13 protein-coding genes are annotated in these 16,254 nt (G+C 37.2%); 1 reads left to right on the top strand and 12 read right to left on the bottom strand.

The genetic code is table 11. The annotated features are described in order from the left end of the window. Positions 1 to 37 precede the first annotated feature (37 nt). The 9 genes from I6U49_RS09915 to I6U49_RS09880 form a co-directional block, all read right to left on the bottom strand. A complete protein-coding gene (locus I6U49_RS09915) occupies positions 38 to 1,231 on the bottom strand; it encodes an acetyl-CoA C-acyltransferase (RefSeq protein WP_198628555.1) in 1,194 nt (397 codons plus the stop codon). A 40-nt stretch (positions 1,232 to 1,271) separates the two neighbouring features. After that, a complete protein-coding gene (locus I6U49_RS09910; protein WP_198628554.1) occupies positions 1,272 to 1,625 on the bottom strand; it encodes a four helix bundle protein in 354 nt (117 codons plus the stop codon). Positions 1,626 to 1,676: 51 nt separating this feature from the next. Beyond that, entirely contained in the window at positions 1,677 to 4,085 is a 2,409-nt protein-coding gene (locus I6U49_RS09905) for a 3-hydroxyacyl-CoA dehydrogenase/enoyl-CoA hydratase family protein (RefSeq protein WP_198628553.1), read from the bottom strand. A gap of 80 nt (positions 4,086 to 4,165) precedes the next feature. Next, a complete protein-coding gene (locus I6U49_RS09900) occupies positions 4,166 to 4,618 on the bottom strand; it encodes a MarR family winged helix-turn-helix transcriptional regulator (protein WP_193710811.1) in 453 nt (150 codons plus the stop codon). A gap of 324 nt (positions 4,619 to 4,942) precedes the next feature. After that, positions 4,943 to 6,724: an AMP-dependent synthetase/ligase gene (locus I6U49_RS09895; protein WP_198628552.1), complete on the bottom strand. Its 1,782-nt coding sequence runs from the start codon at positions 6,722 to 6,724 to the stop codon at positions 4,943 to 4,945. 284 nt (positions 6,725 to 7,008) lie between these two features. Next, on the bottom strand, positions 7,009 to 10,674 hold the full coding sequence (gene purL, locus I6U49_RS09890) for a phosphoribosylformylglycinamidine synthase (protein ID WP_198628551.1): 3,666 nt from the start codon (positions 10,672 to 10,674) through the stop codon (positions 7,009 to 7,011). Positions 10,675 to 10,719: 45 nt separating this feature from the next. Beyond that, the gene (locus tag I6U49_RS17095; RefSeq protein ID WP_262894964.1) at positions 10,720 to 10,845 is read right to left on the bottom strand and encodes a hypothetical protein; all 126 of its coding nucleotides are present in this window, start codon (positions 10,843 to 10,845) and stop codon (positions 10,720 to 10,722) included. 69 nt (positions 10,846 to 10,914) lie between these two features. After that, positions 10,915 to 11,478, bottom strand: coding sequence for a lamin tail domain-containing protein (locus tag I6U49_RS09885; RefSeq protein ID WP_198628550.1), 564 nt, complete (start codon positions 11,476 to 11,478; stop codon positions 10,915 to 10,917). Positions 11,479 to 11,552: 74 nt separating this feature from the next. Then, positions 11,553 to 12,770 (bottom strand): RsmB/NOP family class I SAM-dependent RNA methyltransferase, encoded by a 1,218-nt coding sequence (locus tag I6U49_RS09880; RefSeq protein ID WP_198628549.1) that lies wholly within the window; start codon positions 12,768 to 12,770, stop codon positions 11,553 to 11,555. Between the two features lie 292 nt (positions 12,771 to 13,062). Here I6U49_RS09880 and I6U49_RS09875 point away from each other — a divergent pair, with 292 nt between their 5' ends. Continuing rightward, a complete protein-coding gene (locus I6U49_RS09875) occupies positions 13,063 to 14,127 on the top strand; it encodes a WD40/YVTN/BNR-like repeat-containing protein (RefSeq protein WP_198628548.1) in 1,065 nt (354 codons plus the stop codon). Positions 14,128 to 14,196: 69 nt separating this feature from the next. Here I6U49_RS09875 and I6U49_RS09870 read toward each other — a convergent pair whose 3' ends face one another. The 3 genes from I6U49_RS09870 to I6U49_RS09860 are packed head-to-tail and all read right to left on the bottom strand — an operon-like array spanning position 14,197 to position 15,747. Next, on the bottom strand, positions 14,197 to 14,646 hold the full coding sequence (locus tag I6U49_RS09870) for a hypothetical protein (RefSeq protein WP_198628547.1): 450 nt from the start codon (positions 14,644 to 14,646) through the stop codon (positions 14,197 to 14,199). 1 nt (position 14,647) lies between these two features. After that, positions 14,648 to 15,169 (bottom strand): hypothetical protein, encoded by a 522-nt coding sequence (locus I6U49_RS09865; protein ID WP_198628546.1) that lies wholly within the window; start codon positions 15,167 to 15,169, stop codon positions 14,648 to 14,650. A 32-nt stretch (positions 15,170 to 15,201) separates the two neighbouring features. Further along, entirely contained in the window at positions 15,202 to 15,747 is a 546-nt protein-coding gene (locus I6U49_RS09860; RefSeq protein ID WP_198628545.1) for an RNA polymerase sigma factor, read from the bottom strand. Between the last annotated feature and the right edge of the window lie 507 nt (positions 15,748 to 16,254).

Below are 16,254 nucleotides of genomic sequence, written 5' to 3'. Positions count from 1 at the left end.
GTATTAAGTCTTGTCTCTTGAGTCTTAGTTCTTGCTTCTAGCTAAGGAACTCATAAACTCCCGCAGCTCCCTGTCCTGTTCCTACGCACATGGTTACCATGGCATATTTGTCTTTTAGGTTGCGTTTTCGCATTTCATCAAAGATTTGTACCGAAAGTTTTGCTCCTGTACAACCCAATGGATGTCCCATAGAAATTGCGCCGCCATTAGGATTTAAAGTTTCAGGGTTTAAGCCTAATTCTCGAATTACAGCCAGAGATTGCGAGGCAAAGGCCTCGTTAAGTTCAATAAGCTGCATGTCGTCTTGTTTTAATCCCGCTTGTTTTAAAGCTTTTGGAATGGCGTGAACAGGGCCAATCCCCATAATTCTGGGATCCACACCTACCGGGGCATAACTTACTAATCTGGCGATAGGCTCAAGATTGAATTCTTTTACCATTTCTTCACTCATTATCATTACAAAGGCAGCACCATCGCTCATTTGTGAAGAGTTACCCGCAGTTACGCTTCCGCCTTCGGCAAAAACAGGTCTTAGTTTACCTAAAACTTCTTTGGAAGTATCGGCACGTGGCCCTTCGTCTTTATTAACCGTATAGGTTTTTGTTTGCTTCTTACCGTCTTTGCCTACAAATGTTTCTTCTACGTCAATAGGCACAATTTGATCTTGAAAACGATCTTCTTTTTGTGCTTTTAATGCTTTTTGATGAGAATTAAACGCAAATTCATCCTGGTCTTCACGGGAAACCTTATATTTTTCGGCCACTGCTTCTGCGGTTAGTCCCATTCCCCAGTAATAATCTTCGTTTCCTTCTTTGGCTACCTTGTAGTTAGGAACCGGTTTATATCCTCCCATAGGAATGTAACTCATGCTTTCTGCACCCCCTGCAATAATACAATCGGCCATACCACTTTGAATCTTGGCCGAGGCAATAGCGATTGTTTCCAGTCCCGATGCACAGTAACGATTAACCGTCATCCCGGGAACTTTCTCGGTTTCCAGCCCCATAAGAGAAATTAAACGACCTACATTTAAACCCTGTTCTGCTTCGGGCATTGCGTTTCCAACAATTACATCGTCAATTCTGGTTTTATCAAAATCGGGTAATTGTTTCATCATGTATGCAATGGTTTCTGCAGCCAAATCATCGGGCCGTTTAAACCTGAATACTCCGCGAGGAGCTTTCCCTACGGCTGTTCTATATGCTTTTACTATGTATGCTGTCTTCTTCATTTCTTAGTATTTAGATGTTAGTATTGAGTATTGAGACAACTCAAACAGCTAACGATTTTATTAAAGCGTAATTCATTTTTTGAACCTCAATTACTTCAGATAAAATTGGAGCAACTTTTTCTTCGTCCACCAAATTCAATCTATAAGAAAGTAACAGTTGAGTATAAAGTTCGTAAGAAGATCCGCTCGCAATTCCAAGGAAATTTTTAAATTCTCCCTTAGTATTTCTGCCGGCTCCTTCTGCTATATTCGAGGGAACTGACACAGCACTTCTTCTTATTTGACTTGTTAAACCGAATTTTTCCTCAGCTGGAAAATTAGCAGAGAGCTGATAAGTTTTTTCAGCAATATCCATTGCTTTAATCCAAACTTTTAAATCATTTAAATTGTGCATATTCTAAACTTTTAAGTTTTTCACTCACTACTCTATACTAAATACTCCATACTAGTTACGAAGCGGCTTCCCTTTCTTCAACATATGCTGAAGTCTCTCAAGGGTTTTGCGTTCACCGGTTAGGGATAGGAAAGCTTCTCTTTCCAAGTCTAACAAGTATTGTTCACTTACCATTTGTGGTTCAGATAAATCTCCACCGGCCATAACATAAGCCAGTTTGTTTGCAATCTTTTTATCGTGGTCACTAATATATTTACCTGCATTCATTTGGTCGGTTCCTACCAGGAAAGCACCTAAAGCCTGTTTTCCAAGTACTTTTATATTCGTACGGCGAATCGGCCTGGTATACCCATTTTCAGCCATTAATAAAGCGTGTTGTTTAGCAATGCTTAGTTGGCGCTCGGGATTAACAACTACAATATCTTTTCCTTTTTGAAGAATATTTAAATCGTATGCTTCATAGGCTGAGGTAGAAACTTTTGCCATTCCAATGGTTAAGAAATGCTCTCTTAATCGGTTTAATTCCACATCATCTTTTTCAAAGGTATCTGCGGCCCGAAGTGTCATTTCTTTAGAGCCCCCACCACCGGGAATAACGCCAACTCCAAATTCTACAAGTCCAATATAAGTTTCGGCTGCTGCCACTACCTTATCGGCGTGTAGTGAAAGTTCACATCCGCCACCCAGGGTCATGGAGTGTGGGGCAGCTACGGTAGGAATAGAAGAGTAGCGCATACGCATCATTGTATCCTGGAAATATTTTATGGCCATATTAAGCTCTTCATACTCCTGTTCTACGGCCATCATAAAGATCATCCCAATATTTGCACCTACCGAAAAGTTTTTACCATTATTGGCTACTACCAATCCCTGATAATCTTTTTCTGCCATATCTATGGCTTTATTAAGGCCATCGAGAACATCACCACCAATGGCATTCATCTTACTGCGGAATTCTACATTAAGGATTCCATCACCAAGATCTTCAACTACAACTCCGCTATTGCTGAAAACCTCTTTAGACTCACGAATATTATCTAAAATGATAAACGAATCTTGCCCCGGAATCTTAACGTGATCTTTTTTATTAATATCGTAATAATAAGTGTTTCCATCTTTAACGGTGTAAAAAGAGTCTTTACCGCTCTCTATCATCTCATGTACCCAAGCCGCGGGTTCTTTACCTTCGGCTTTCATGATTTCAACCCCTTTTTTAACACCCAGGGCATCCCACATTTGGAAAGGACCGTGCTCCCAACCAAATCCGGCTTTTACACCATCGTCAATTTTATAAAGTTCGTTAGAGATTTCCGGAATTCTGTTAGAGACATAGGCGAAAAGTGCAGCGAAATTCTTGCGGTAAAATTCACCGGCTTTACCCTTGTCACCTACTAAAACCTCGTAGCGGTCTTCCAGTTTATCTATTGTCTTGGTTTGCTCCAGTACACTAAATTTCGCGCTTTTTCTATCGCGATATTCCATTTTATCCAGGTCTAACGATTTAATTTCGCTAGAACCATCTTCTTTCTTTATCTTTTTATAAAACCCGGTATTATTGGTTTTACTACCCAGCCATTTATTATCCATCATGGTCTGTATAAAATCCGGTAAGGCAAAAAGATCGTGTGCCTCATCGTCTGGAACACCTTTATGAAGTCCGTTGGCCACATGCACCAGGGTATCTAAACCAACCACATCTACCGTACGGAAGGTGGCAGATTTCTGGCGACCAATAACGGGACCGGTAAGTTTATCTACCTCTTCTATGGTCATATCCATATCTTTCACCATATGGAAAAGACTCATTATGCTAAAAATTCCTATCCTGTTTCCTATAAATGCGGGAGTGTCTTTGGCAACAACCGATTTCTTACCAAGGTATTTTTCGCCATATTCGTTTAAGAAATCTAAAACCTCCTGCTTGGTATCTGGCCCAGGAATAATCTCAAATAACCTTAAGTATCTTGGAGGATTAAAGAAGTGTGTTCCACAAAAATGTTGCTTAAAGTCTTCACTTCTGCCTTCATTCATTTGCTGAATAGGAATTCCCGAAGTATTAGAGGTAATAAGTGTACCTTTTTTACGGTGTTTTTCCAGCTTTTCAAACACTTGTTGCTTTATATCCAGTCTTTCCACAACTACCTCTATAATCCAATCAGCTTCGGAAACCCTGGAAATATCGTCTTCCATATTTCCGGTTTCTATACGATTTGCAAAATCTTTATGATAAATAGGGGAGGGCTTAGACTTTAAAGAAGCTTGTAAAGAATCGTTTACCAATCTGTTTCTAACTTGCTTATCTTCTAGAGTAAGTCCTTTTTTCTTTTCTTTCTCATTGAGTTCTCTTGGGACGATGTCCAACAAAAGAACTTCTACGCCAATATTGGCGAAGTGGCAGGCAATACCGCTCCCCATAATTCCGGAGCCTATTACTGCTACTTTATTAATTCTTCTCTTCATAATTATAATCTGGTTTTAACTATAAGGTTTTCGTTATTGAATAAAAACTACAGATTTTTAAACTGTAGAATTACTTGTTTTTAGTTTACTTTAATTTCTTTCTGGTAAATTTTCTTTTCTGAAATAAGGTTCAGAATTGTGTTGGCTACTTTAATAAAGGTTTTTAAATCTTCTTCTGAAACGTTTTCCTTTACAGCCTCATCAAAACGCAAAACTACTTTTTTGGAGTACTCTCGCATTTCCTGACCAAAATCGGTTAAATATATAAGCACACTTCTGCCATCTTTTGGGTTTTTCTTACGGAGGATTAATTTTTTCTCTTCCATTGTTTTCAATATTCTAGATAAGCTTGTAGCTTCCATTCCCATTTTTGGGCCAAGGGAAGTAGATGGCGTCCCGTTTTCAGGATCTATACTTAACAGAGCAAAACCGGTAGACATAGTGCTTCCGGCTTTACCGGCTTCTTCATTGTACATTTTAGATACTGCCATCCAGGTAGCTCGCAAAACATAGTCTATTGTTTTTTCCTTCATTCTTAAGTGTTGATATTCAAAGTTAATAAAATATATTATGCACGCATAATAAAAATAACATAAATAATTATGTTAATGTAAGTTATGGGGTAATTGATACTTAAATTCTTTGTAAACTGTCTATAAATAAAAATTATTTTCCTCAATAGTATTTCTAAGGCATGCTTTAGTTATTCGATAATCAATATTTAATGCTCAGAGGCCAGCCTCGAAATAAAAAAATCTTTTCATTTAATGCCTCGTTGGCTTGCCATTAGGTAATTTACCCATTAAATTTAAAGGAATTGTATAAAAAAACCCTTCGGAGAGAAGGGTTTAACATTATTATATAGATTGGTAAATTTTATCGTATAATTTTTTGTAACGGTCTTTAATATTTCTTCTCTTTAATTTCATAGTAGGGGTAAGGTGGCCTTCTTCAATTCCCCAAACTTCTCCTGTGAGTTCTATCACTTTTATGCGTTCCCATTTACCGAACCTTTCATTATAAAAATCTATTTCCTCCTGAATACGGGTTTTAACCTGTTCGTTTTCGGCGATTGTCTTTTCAGAGGCATCGCCAAGGTCTATATTTTTTCGTTTTGCCCACTCCTTTATAAACTCGAAGTTTGGCTGAATGAATGCAGCAGGCATTTTTTCTCCATCTCCAATAACCATAATTTGCTCTATAAATCGAGATTGTTTCATGGTATTTTCAATAAGCTGGGGTGCAACATATTTTCCACCCGAAGTTTTAAACATTTCTTTTTTACGATCGGTAATTTTAAGAAAGCCTTCGTTATCAATTTCCCCAATATCGCCGGTATGGAAAAAATTATCTTCAGTTAAGACCTCTTTACTTTTTTCAGGCTCCTTATAATAGCCTTTCATCACGTTGGGACCTTTACATAAAATTTCTCCATCTTCAGCAATTTTTACGGTTACATTATCTATAGGTTTTCCAACAGTTCCAATTTTAAAACCTCTATTTCTTTGGTCATTCACCGCAATAACCGGAGAAGTTTCGGTTAGGCCGTAGCCTTCCATTACCGGAATTTCTGCAGCGGCAAAAACACGAGCAAGTCTGGGTTGAAGAGCAGCCGAACCAGATACTATTAATTCAATATTTCCCCCCAAACCTTCTTTCCATTTAGAAAAAATTAATTTTCGGGCTAGCTTAAGCCGGGTTTCGTACCACCATCCGTTAGCACCGTAAGGTTCATATTCTAAACCTAATTCTACCGCCCAGAAAAACAATTTTTGTTTAATTCCGCCCAGAGTAGAGCCTTTGGCAATTATTTTATCGTAAACCTTTTCTAAAAGCCTGGGTACAGCTGTAATTACATGTGGTTTTACTTCTTTAAGGTTATCGCTAATTTTATCTATAGACTCTGCAAAGTGAATAGAAACCGAATAGTATTGATATAAATATAATATCATACGCTCAAATACGTGGCAAACCGGTAAAAAGCTAAGTGCAACATAGGTGCCCCTTTCAAAAGGAACACGCTGCGAGCTATCCAGTACATTGCTTACAAGGTTTTTATGTGAAAGCATAACGCCTTTTGGTCTTCCCGTAGTTCCCGAGGTATAGATTAAAGTAGCGATATCATCTGGCTTTACCGCTTTTTTTAGTTGTTCTACCTCATCCTGGTTGCTTTTGTCCTCTCCAAGATCCAGTACTTCTTTCCAGTTTTTAGTACCTTCTATTTCATCAAAACTATAAACCTCTTTTAGTTTTGTATTCTGTTTTATGGAATTAAGTTTTTCTAAGACTTCTGAGTCTGAAACAAAACAAAATACCGCTTCACTGTGGTCTAATACATATTGGTAGTCTTCTTCAGAAATTGTAGGATATACAGGTATCGTTTGCGCTCCTGTTTGTAACACCCCAATATCCATAACATTCCATTCCGTTCGGTTGCTGGTAGATATTATAGCAATTTTATCGTTTGGTTTAATCCCAAGACGCAATAACCCGCGACTTATAGCATTGGCTTTATCAATATATTCCTGGGTAGAAAGAGCCTCCCAGATACCATTATATTTAGTGACCAGGGCCTTTTCTAAAGCATGTGTTTCCAGTTGAAAATAAGGGAAATCAAATAGTCTTGTTGGTTTATTCATGTTGGGTGTGGAATTATTATATACCTTGCAAAATAGCAAATTTGCGCTCTATTTCAAATTGAAAAATTAAAATATAACCAGATTTTTTAATAAGAATATAAAAACTTAATAAATGAGATTGGAAAAGTTTAAAGAATGATCGGTAATATGAATTTGATAATCAACCGGTTAATTTATAAAGAAAACGCCCGGGATAAATATCCACGGGCGTTTTAAAAAGTTTACTCGATAATCGAGATTTCAAATAAAAAGATTTTCTGTAAACAAGGTCTTCTGTTAAAATTTTATTTCTCTTCTAACCACTTCCTTGCATTTTCAAAGGCTTCTAACCATGGGCTTACTTCATCTCCTTTTCTATCTTTTGGATAATAAGCCCAGTTCCATGGAAAAGTAGAACGCTCCAGGTGTGGCATCATCACCAGGTGTCTCCCCGAATCGTCGGTTAACATGGCGGTGTTGTAGTTAGAGCCATTAGGGTTGGCAGGGTATGCATCATAGCCGTATTCTCCAACAATATTATAATGCTCTTTTTTATAAGGAAAACTAAACTTTCCTTCTCCATGCGCTGCCCATATACCAAGTTTACTACCGGCCAGGCTGGAAAGCATCACCGACTTGTTTTCCTTTATTTCTACCGAAGTAAAGTTACACTCAAATTTATGCGAGGCGTTATGAAGCATTTTGGGTTTTTCTTCATCCCCCGGATTTATTAATCCTAATTCTATAAAAAGTTGGCAACCATTACAAACTCCCAGAGAGAGCGTATCTTCTCTACTAAAGAAGTTGTCGAGGGCTTTTTTTGCTTTTTCATTATATAAAAAGGCACCGGCCCAACCTTTAGCACTTCCCAAAACATCAGAGTTGGAGAAACCACCAACGGCAGCAATAAACTTAATATCCTCAAGAGTTTCTCTACCTGAAATCAAATCGGTCATATGTACATCCTTTACATCAAAACCTGCAAGGTGCATTGCGCGTGCCATTTCACGTTCAGAATTTGATCCTTTTTCACGAATAATCGCAGCCTTTATCTTTTTACCGATACCTTTGGTAGAGGCTATACGACCTGTAAAATGCTCTGGAAATTTAAATTCCAGCGGCTGATTTTTATAATTATTTAATCGCTCTGTTGCTTTGTCTAAGCCACTTTGTTTTTGATCTAAAAGAAAGGAGGTTTTATACCAGGTGTCTCTTAATTCACTAATATTAAAACTGAAATTTTCTGTATTGTTCTTAATGTTAAGTGTATTTGTTTCGGTTACACTTCCAATTTTAAAGAACTCAATTTTATTATCACTTAATACTTTTCCAGCTGTTTCGTCTTTTGCCTGGAATAGAATTCCGCAGTTTTCATTAAAGAGCAATTTAACACTGTCTTCCTCATTTAATGCCGAAAGATCTATATTGGCACCCAGGTTATTATCTGCAAAACACATTTCCAGGAGGCTGGTAATTAATCCTCCTGAAGCCACATCGTGGCCGGCAAGAATTAAATCCTGTTTGATTAATCCCTGTATATTATAAAATGCATCTGCAAACTTTTTATCGTCTTTTATTGTAGGTACTTCTTTTCCAACTTTGTTCAAAATTTGCGCAAAAGAAGAGCCGCCAAGTTTAAAGCTGTCTTGTGATAAATTGATGTAGTAGATGTCGCCTCCATTTTTTTGCAACACCGGTTCAACCACCCTGGTAATATCGTCACAATGCCCGGCAGCAGAAATAATAACGGTTCCGGGTGAAAGTACTTCACTATCTTTATAACGCTGTTTCATGGAAAGGGAGTCTTTTCCGGTAGGAACATTTATTCCAAGGGAAATCGCAAAATCTGAAACTCCCTGTACCGCCTCATATAGTCTGGCATCTTCACCTTCATTATTACAAGGCCACATCCAGTTAGCTGAAAGTGAGATAGATTTTAAGCCTTTTTCTAATGGGGCCCAAACAATATTGGAAAGTGCCTCGGCTATCGAATTTTTAGAACCCGCAACCGGGTCTACCAATGCAGAAACAGGAGAGTGACCAATAGAGGTGGCCACACCTTCTTTTCCATTATAATCTAATGCCATTACACCACAATTATTTAATGGAAGTTGTAGAGGGCCAGCGGTTTGCTGTTTGGCTACACGACCTGTTACACAACGGTCTACTTTATTGGTTAGCCAGTCTTTACTCGCCACAGCTTCTAATTGAAGTACCTGATTTAAATAGTCTTTAATATGATTTGAAGAATAAACTACATCTTCATAAACCCTTGTTACCGACTTGTCTTCCATGATGGTCTTTGGTGAACTTCCAAACATATCGGAAAGTTCCAAATCCATAGGTTTTTGTTTAGATTCTGAACCTTCAAAAGTAAACCTGTAATCACCGGTAACATTACCCACCTGGTAAATAGGAGAGCGTTCACGTTCAGAAACCCGGCGCAGTATTTCATAATTTTTACCGCCAATAACCAATCCCATTCGTTCCTGAGATTCGTTTCCAATAATTTCTTTTGCCGAAAGGGTAGGGTCACCAACCGGTAATTTATCCAGGTCTATTTTTCCGCCGGTTTCTTCAACCAATTCACTAAGGCAGTTTAAATGGCCGCCGGCACCATGATCGTGAATAGAAACAATTGGGTTTTCTTCACTTTCAACCATTCCGCGCACCGCATTAGAAGCACGTTTTTGCATTTCGGGGTTGGCTCTCTGAATGGCGTTTAATTCAATACCGCTTCCAAAAGCTCCTGTGTCTGCTGAAGAAACTGCGGCACCGCCCATTCCAATTCGGTAATTTTCACCACCAAGAATCACTATTTTATCGTCTTTCTTTGGAACATCTTTTTGTGCCTGGTTGGCTTTGCCGTATCCAATTCCACCGGCCAGCATAATTACTTTATCATAGCCTAAATTTCTTTGGTGTTCTGTATGTTCAAAAGTAAGTACCGAACCAGATATTAAAGGTTGCCCAAACTTGTTCCCGAAATCTGAAGCCCCGTTAGAGGCTTTTATCAAAATATCCATTGGGGTTTGGTATAACCAATCCCGTTCTTTCATACCATTTTCCCATTTTCGGTCTTTTTCAAGTCGGGAGTAAGAAGTCATATAAACCGCAGTCCCGGCTAGTGGCAAAGAGCCTTTTCCTCCTGCCAATCTATCCCGAATCTCCCCACCACTTCCGGTGGCAGCTCCGTTAAAGGGCTCTACTGTAGTTGGGAAATTATGGGTTTCGGCTTTAAGGGAAATTACCGAATCAAAATCTTTATTTTCATAAAACTCCGGTACATCGGGAAGTTTTGGAGCAAACTGTTGTACTCGTGGCCCATTAATAAAGGCTACATTATCTTTATATGCCGAAACAATTTCGTTGGGATTCTCTTCAGAAGTTTTACGTATTAGTTTAAAAAGCGAACTTGGCTTTTCTTCTCCATCAATCACAAAAGTGCCGTTAAAGATCTTATGGCGGCAATGTTCAGAATTTACCTGTGAAAACCCAAATACTTCAGAATCTGTAAGTTTTCTACCTAATTTTTTAGACAATCCCTGCAAATAAGCAACCTCATCAGTACTTAGGGCCAGGCCTTCCTGCTGGTTGTAAGCTGCAATATCATCAATTTCCATGATTGGCTCAGGATTGATATGAATATCAAAAATATCCTGGTCCAGACCTTCATATTTCTGTGAGATCATAGGGTCAAAATCGTGGTAATTCTTATCTATTCGCAAGAACTCTTCTATCCTAATAATACCATGGATTCCCATATTTTCGGTAATTTCAACCGCATTGGTACTCCAGGGGGTGATCATGGCTGCCCGGGGACCAACAAAAAAATCTGCAAGCGCAGATTTATTGATTTGTTGTGTATTTCCAAATAGCCAATTTAATTTCGTGATGTCTTGAGCCGTAAGGTTGGTATGCGTTTCTACTGCATAAACCTTAGTAGTTTGGTCTCCAAAGAAAAGGATCATTCTATGTTGTTTTGTGTTGTTTGAGAAAGCACAAATTTAGGTTTTTTAAAGGAAATATTTTATGATGTTGGCATAGAAATAAATGGAGTTTTTTTGCAGCAATTCATATAGCTGATTTCTTAATTGATTAGGGTCGAAAGGATCGTAGCCAAATCGGTATTCAGAAGTCATTTTTTAGGCTTTAAAAAAGTCTTTATTCCAAAAGATAAAGTTGGTTTTGGTGAATTGAAAGGTGAAATTTTAATAATCTCCCAGCCCCTCTATATTATTCATTTCATGAACTTCCCAATCCTCTATACGAAATTCGGTAGATGCTTCATTGATAGCTTGTTTTCTTCTTAATGTTTGGTCTTTGGCAAATTCTTCGGAAGTATTAGGAATTCCAATAATATCTATTAATTGGCCATTTTTAAAAAGCCCTACGGGGTCGTTTCCATTAAAATCTAAAGGAGCCCCGGTTTTTAATTGATTGGCTTTGTTGGTAATTTCAGGAATATCTGCAGCCTCGTTACTTATCACAAAAGTTTCGTTATGGGCTATGTTACCCTTAAGCATAACTTCGCCCATCCAATCCCCATCGCCATTAGCTTGTTTTTTTATTGAATAGGCTAAAGTTTCCAGGTTAATTGTTTTGCCTGTAAGGTTTACAATTTCCAGTGCTTTATTGAAGGAGCTACCTTCTATATATTCTGAAAAGAAAATTTCAGTTGAAAAATTATCTTCTGGCGGAATTTCAATAGAAGTATCATCTTCGGCACAGGAATAAACCAGGATAGTAAGAAGAAATGCGTAATATTTTTTCATCGGAAATCAATTTCAGGGAAAATACCTGGATTTTTCCTGAAATTGATTCAGTTAAAGATTTCGGGTAAAAACCCTTAAGCTTTTTTCTCTAAAAGGGCCATGTAGAAACCATCAAAACCGGTTTCTGAAGAAAGTATTTTTTGCTCTTTAAGCATTTTGAATTTTTTACCTTCTTCGGTGTTTGTAAGGAAGTTTTCTACTTGTTTTTCATTTTCTGAAGGCAAAACAGAACAGGTTGCGTACACCATTTTTCCTCCCGGTTTTACAATACGAGAATAGGTTTCAATTATCTCGGCCTGGGTTTTTATAAGCTTGTCTATAAACTCGGGTTGTAATTTCCATTTTGCATCCGGATTTCTGCTTAAAACCCCAAGTCCGCTGCAGGGGGAATCTATTAATACACGATCTGCGGTTCCATAAAGTTTTTTAATCACTTTAGTGCTGTCAATGCTTCGTGTATCTATATTATGGGCTCCGGCACGTTTAGCACGGCGTTTAAGTTCCTTGAGTTTATTGCCATAGATATCGGTCGCGATAATCTGGCCTTTGTTTTCCATTAAAGCTGCTAAGTGAAGCGTTTTTCCACCGGCACCGGCACAGGTGTCTACCACCCGCATTCCGGGTTCTACTTCAAGAAATTCGGCTACTAATTGGGAAGAAGCATCCTGAACTTCAAAAAAGCCGTTTTTAAAAGCCTGGGTTCTAAAAACATTGCCACGTTCTTCCAATTTTAGAGCGTTTCTGTAACCTTTTAGAGGCTCAGAAATAATTTCTTCATCCTTAAGAACACTGCGTAATTTATCTTTGGTGATTTTAAGGGTGTTGGCCCTAAGAATAACTGGTGCCTGTAGGTTAAGGGCAGCTATTTCTTTTTCCCAAATCTTTTCTCCCAGTTCTTTTACCCCAAGTTCGTCCATCCAGTCGGGTATAGATTCTCGGTATTTTCTAATTTTACTAAGGCTATCAAATTTACCTTTAATTCTTCGGGTGGGCGTACCCTCAAATTGTGGCCAGTCTGGTAAAACAATACCACGTAAAGTGGCCCAAACGGTAAAGAGACGAAATAGGTTTTCCCGGTCAAAAGGTTCTTTAACTTCAGCAATTTTAGCGTAAAGTCTTTTCCAACGAACAATATCATAAACGGTTTCAGCTATAAAACTACGATCCCTGGAACCCCAGCGTTTATCTCGTTTTAAGGTTTGCTCAATAACCTTATCGGCATATTTACCATTATTAAAAATTTCATTTAAGGCATCCATGGTCGCAAAAACCAAATTCCTGTGTAACCGCATAATTAAATTTTGAGTTTGCAAAGGTATGTTTTTTACTCGATAATCGAGATTTAATGTATATAGGCTTAGAACTAAAGCTCATAATCTACTTTATTTCAGGTTTTTCTAACTATTGGAGGTTTAATTTCTGGATAATTGATATATAAAATCATCAAGATTTTTCCCAATACAATCTGCATTTTTTACCTGAATTAGAATTGGGCTAATTGCGTTAGAAAAAATTATCTTTGATCACAAAATAGTAAAACCTTGGGGTATTATGCCTTTTGAGGTGTCAATAAAAAATCTTTTTATGAAACGACTTATAGTTTTTTGCCTGCTTGCCATACTTAGTAGCTGTAAAAACCAGGATAAAACCGAAAAACAACCAGAGAAAAGTTCTCAAATAAATTATTCTTCAGTAAAGATAGAGCCTATTCTTGAAGATGACTCCTTAAGTATTAGAGCTATAGAAATAATTGGTAATAATTTAGCTTTTGCAGCCAATAGGGGCAGTTTTGGAATGTATAATTTAGATAATAAAACCTGGCGAACCAATACACAAACCTTGGACAGCCTGGTTCCGGAATATAGAGCAGTTGCTGCCACAAATACCGATTTTTTTATGTTAAGTGTAGGTAGTCCTGCTTTGCTTTATAAAACAGGAGATTCGGGAGCAATGGAATTGGTATATAAAGAAGATCACGAAAAGGCCTTTTATGATGCTATGGCCTTTTGGAATGATAGGGAAGGAATTGCGATGGGCGATCCAACAGATAATTGTATTTCTATAATAATAACACGTGACGGAGGAAAAACCTGGCAAAAAGTAAATTGTGACCTGTTACCGGAAGTTGTTGAAGGCGAAGCAGCTTTTGCCGCAAGTAATTCTAACATTGCTATTAAGGGTGATAAAACCTGGATTTTATCAGGCGGAAAGACGTCGAGAGTATATTTTTCGGCCGATAAGGGCGAGACCTGGGAAGTTTTTAACACTCCATTGGTTGACGGAAAAGCAACTACCGGTGGCTATACGATAGATTTTTATGATGAGAATTTTGGGGTTATTATGGGAGGAGATTATACCAATCCCGAGGGTAATAATGGAAATAAAGCCATAACAAAAGATGCTGGGAGAACCTGGAAACTGGTTGCAGAAGGGCAGAAGCCTGGCTATAAAAGTAGCGTTCATTTTGTGCCAAATAGTGGGGGAGAAAAGATAATTGCTACCGGATTTAGCGGTATTTCTATTTCTAGAGATTCGGGCGAGACCTGGGAGGAACTCTCTAATGAAGGTTTTTACACTTTGAGGTTTAAGAACGATTCGGTTGCTTATGCCGCCGGAAAAGGCCAAATTGCAAAACTTACATTTAGGTAAAAAAGAATCCCGGAAGACTTAAACCAACCGGGATTCTAACTACTAACTAACCAAAAAACTAACTTTTATCTATTCTTGTTTCTTTTTTTCACGTTCTTTACGGGCGCGGTATTCTTTAATTAATTTTTTATGGAATTCATCTTCCAGTTTATGAAGTTTGATAATTTCCTGGGCAGACATTATTTCTCTTAAATCTTTAAAAAGCTTTTCTTTAAGTACATAATCCTGCTTTTCTATCGCTACATATTCTTCCAGCATATTTTCAGCATCATCTTCGGTAATACATTCAAGGTTGGGAAGATCTCTATGTTCTCGCTTTCTTAGTTGATGTAATTTAGATTCGTATTCATTATAAATTGGCCAAAACTTTTGTGCCTTATTTTTATCGAGGTTTAATTCCTGGGTTAGAAATGCTGTTTTTAGCTCTTTGATTTTCTCACGATGGTTATCATGTTTGTCCTGTGATTGCATTTGCCATAATCCAGAAAACATCAATAATATTATAAGTAGGGTTTTCATATTAATTTTCATCTAATATATAAAGGGGTTCTTCTAAATTTTCATCAAGATAATTTATCATCGCCTCAGAGTCTACTTTATCTAAATCGGTGTCATCTATTATATAACCCTGTTGAAAAATATAGTTTGAAATTTCACCGGTAGAGAACTCTATATTATTGTTATCTATATAGCTTTCCATAACAGAAAGTTCTACATTTTCCCAACTAGTTTGATTTTCAGGGTTTATATAAAAAGTACTGGCAAAAGCAATGATTATTGCTGCTATACTCGCTGCATATAAAAAGGCCTCTTTTGTAATTAAACTACGTACTTTAGGTTTGCTTTGAGTTGCTTTCTTTAACAGCCCATCTTCCGTTTCATCAAAATATCCTTTAGGTACGGTAAACCCCGCATGTTTTATATCGCGCAAGCTTTCGTTAAAATGTATTTTATTCAGCAATTCATTTTCCAACCCCTCAAAATATTCTTGTGGAGCTTTAAAACCTGAATTAGAATAATATGATATTTTATCTTTCTTCATTTGTGTATTTGACTATAAAAACGGCAAAAGGTTTAATTTGTTTTTAAGTATTCTTCTATTTTTTTTGCAGCGTGATGATAGGAAGCTTTTAAAGCGCCTTCACTAGTTTCAAGAATTTCAGACATTTCTCTATACTTTAGTTCCTGAAAATATTTCATATTAAATACTTGTTGTTGTTTCGCGGGAAGACTGGCAATTGCTTTTTGTAATTTAAGCTGAATTTGATCACCTTCAAAATACACGTCACTTTCTAAATTAGCAATAAGCTGTTGCTGTAATTCTTCTGAAGAAATTTGATGCTGCTTAGCTTTTTTGTTTAAAAAGCTAATGGCCTCGTTAGTGGCAATCCTGTACATCCAGGAAAACAATTTGCTTTCTCCTTTAAAGTTTTGAATATTTTTAAAAACCTTAATAAAGGTATTTTGAAGAACATCATGGGTATCCTCATGGTCCTTAACCATGTTTCTTATATGCCAGTATAAACGCTCCTTGTATAGGGAAATCAGTTCTTTAAAAGCTTCTGCTGAAGTTTCTTTTTCCTGTAAACGTTTAATAAGTAGATTTTCGGACGTTTTCAAAGGGACGCTAGTCTTAATAAAATTGGTGAACCTCGTATAACGGGTATCAAAGGTAGTTAAAACTTTATTCTTCTTAAAGTCAGTCTCTAAAAGAATTTAGCCCGAAATTCTTTTCAATACCTTCAAGTGATTTTCCGACTAAATGCGTAAAAATAGGATAAAATGCATTTTTTGTTTGGTGAATAAGTTTTTCTAACCTATATTTACTTTATAAATGAGATTTAAATTTTTTGCCCCAAACAAGATTGATTTAAATCAAATATTCTTATTAGCCCCAAAATAAGAATAATTTAAAAAAGGATAGAGTTTGCTCTATCCTTTTTTTATACCCAAACAACAGCTTTTTAATTAATCCTGCTATTTATCGCTTAATTGAGCGATACCGGAAATTTAAATATTTTTAGAGGTTGAATTTTGAATTTATTTATTGGCCCGGCCAAAGGGTGTAATACCCCCGAGGCTTGCCTTGAAATTAAAAATTTGTTACCAACGAATGACTCTTGGGCT

The sequence above is a fragment of the Salegentibacter maritimus genome (assembly GCF_016236915.1).
Taxonomy (GTDB): Bacteria; Bacteroidota; Bacteroidia; order Flavobacteriales; family Flavobacteriaceae; genus Salegentibacter; species Salegentibacter maritimus.
This window is presented reverse-complemented; position numbering and strand designations above follow the sequence as displayed.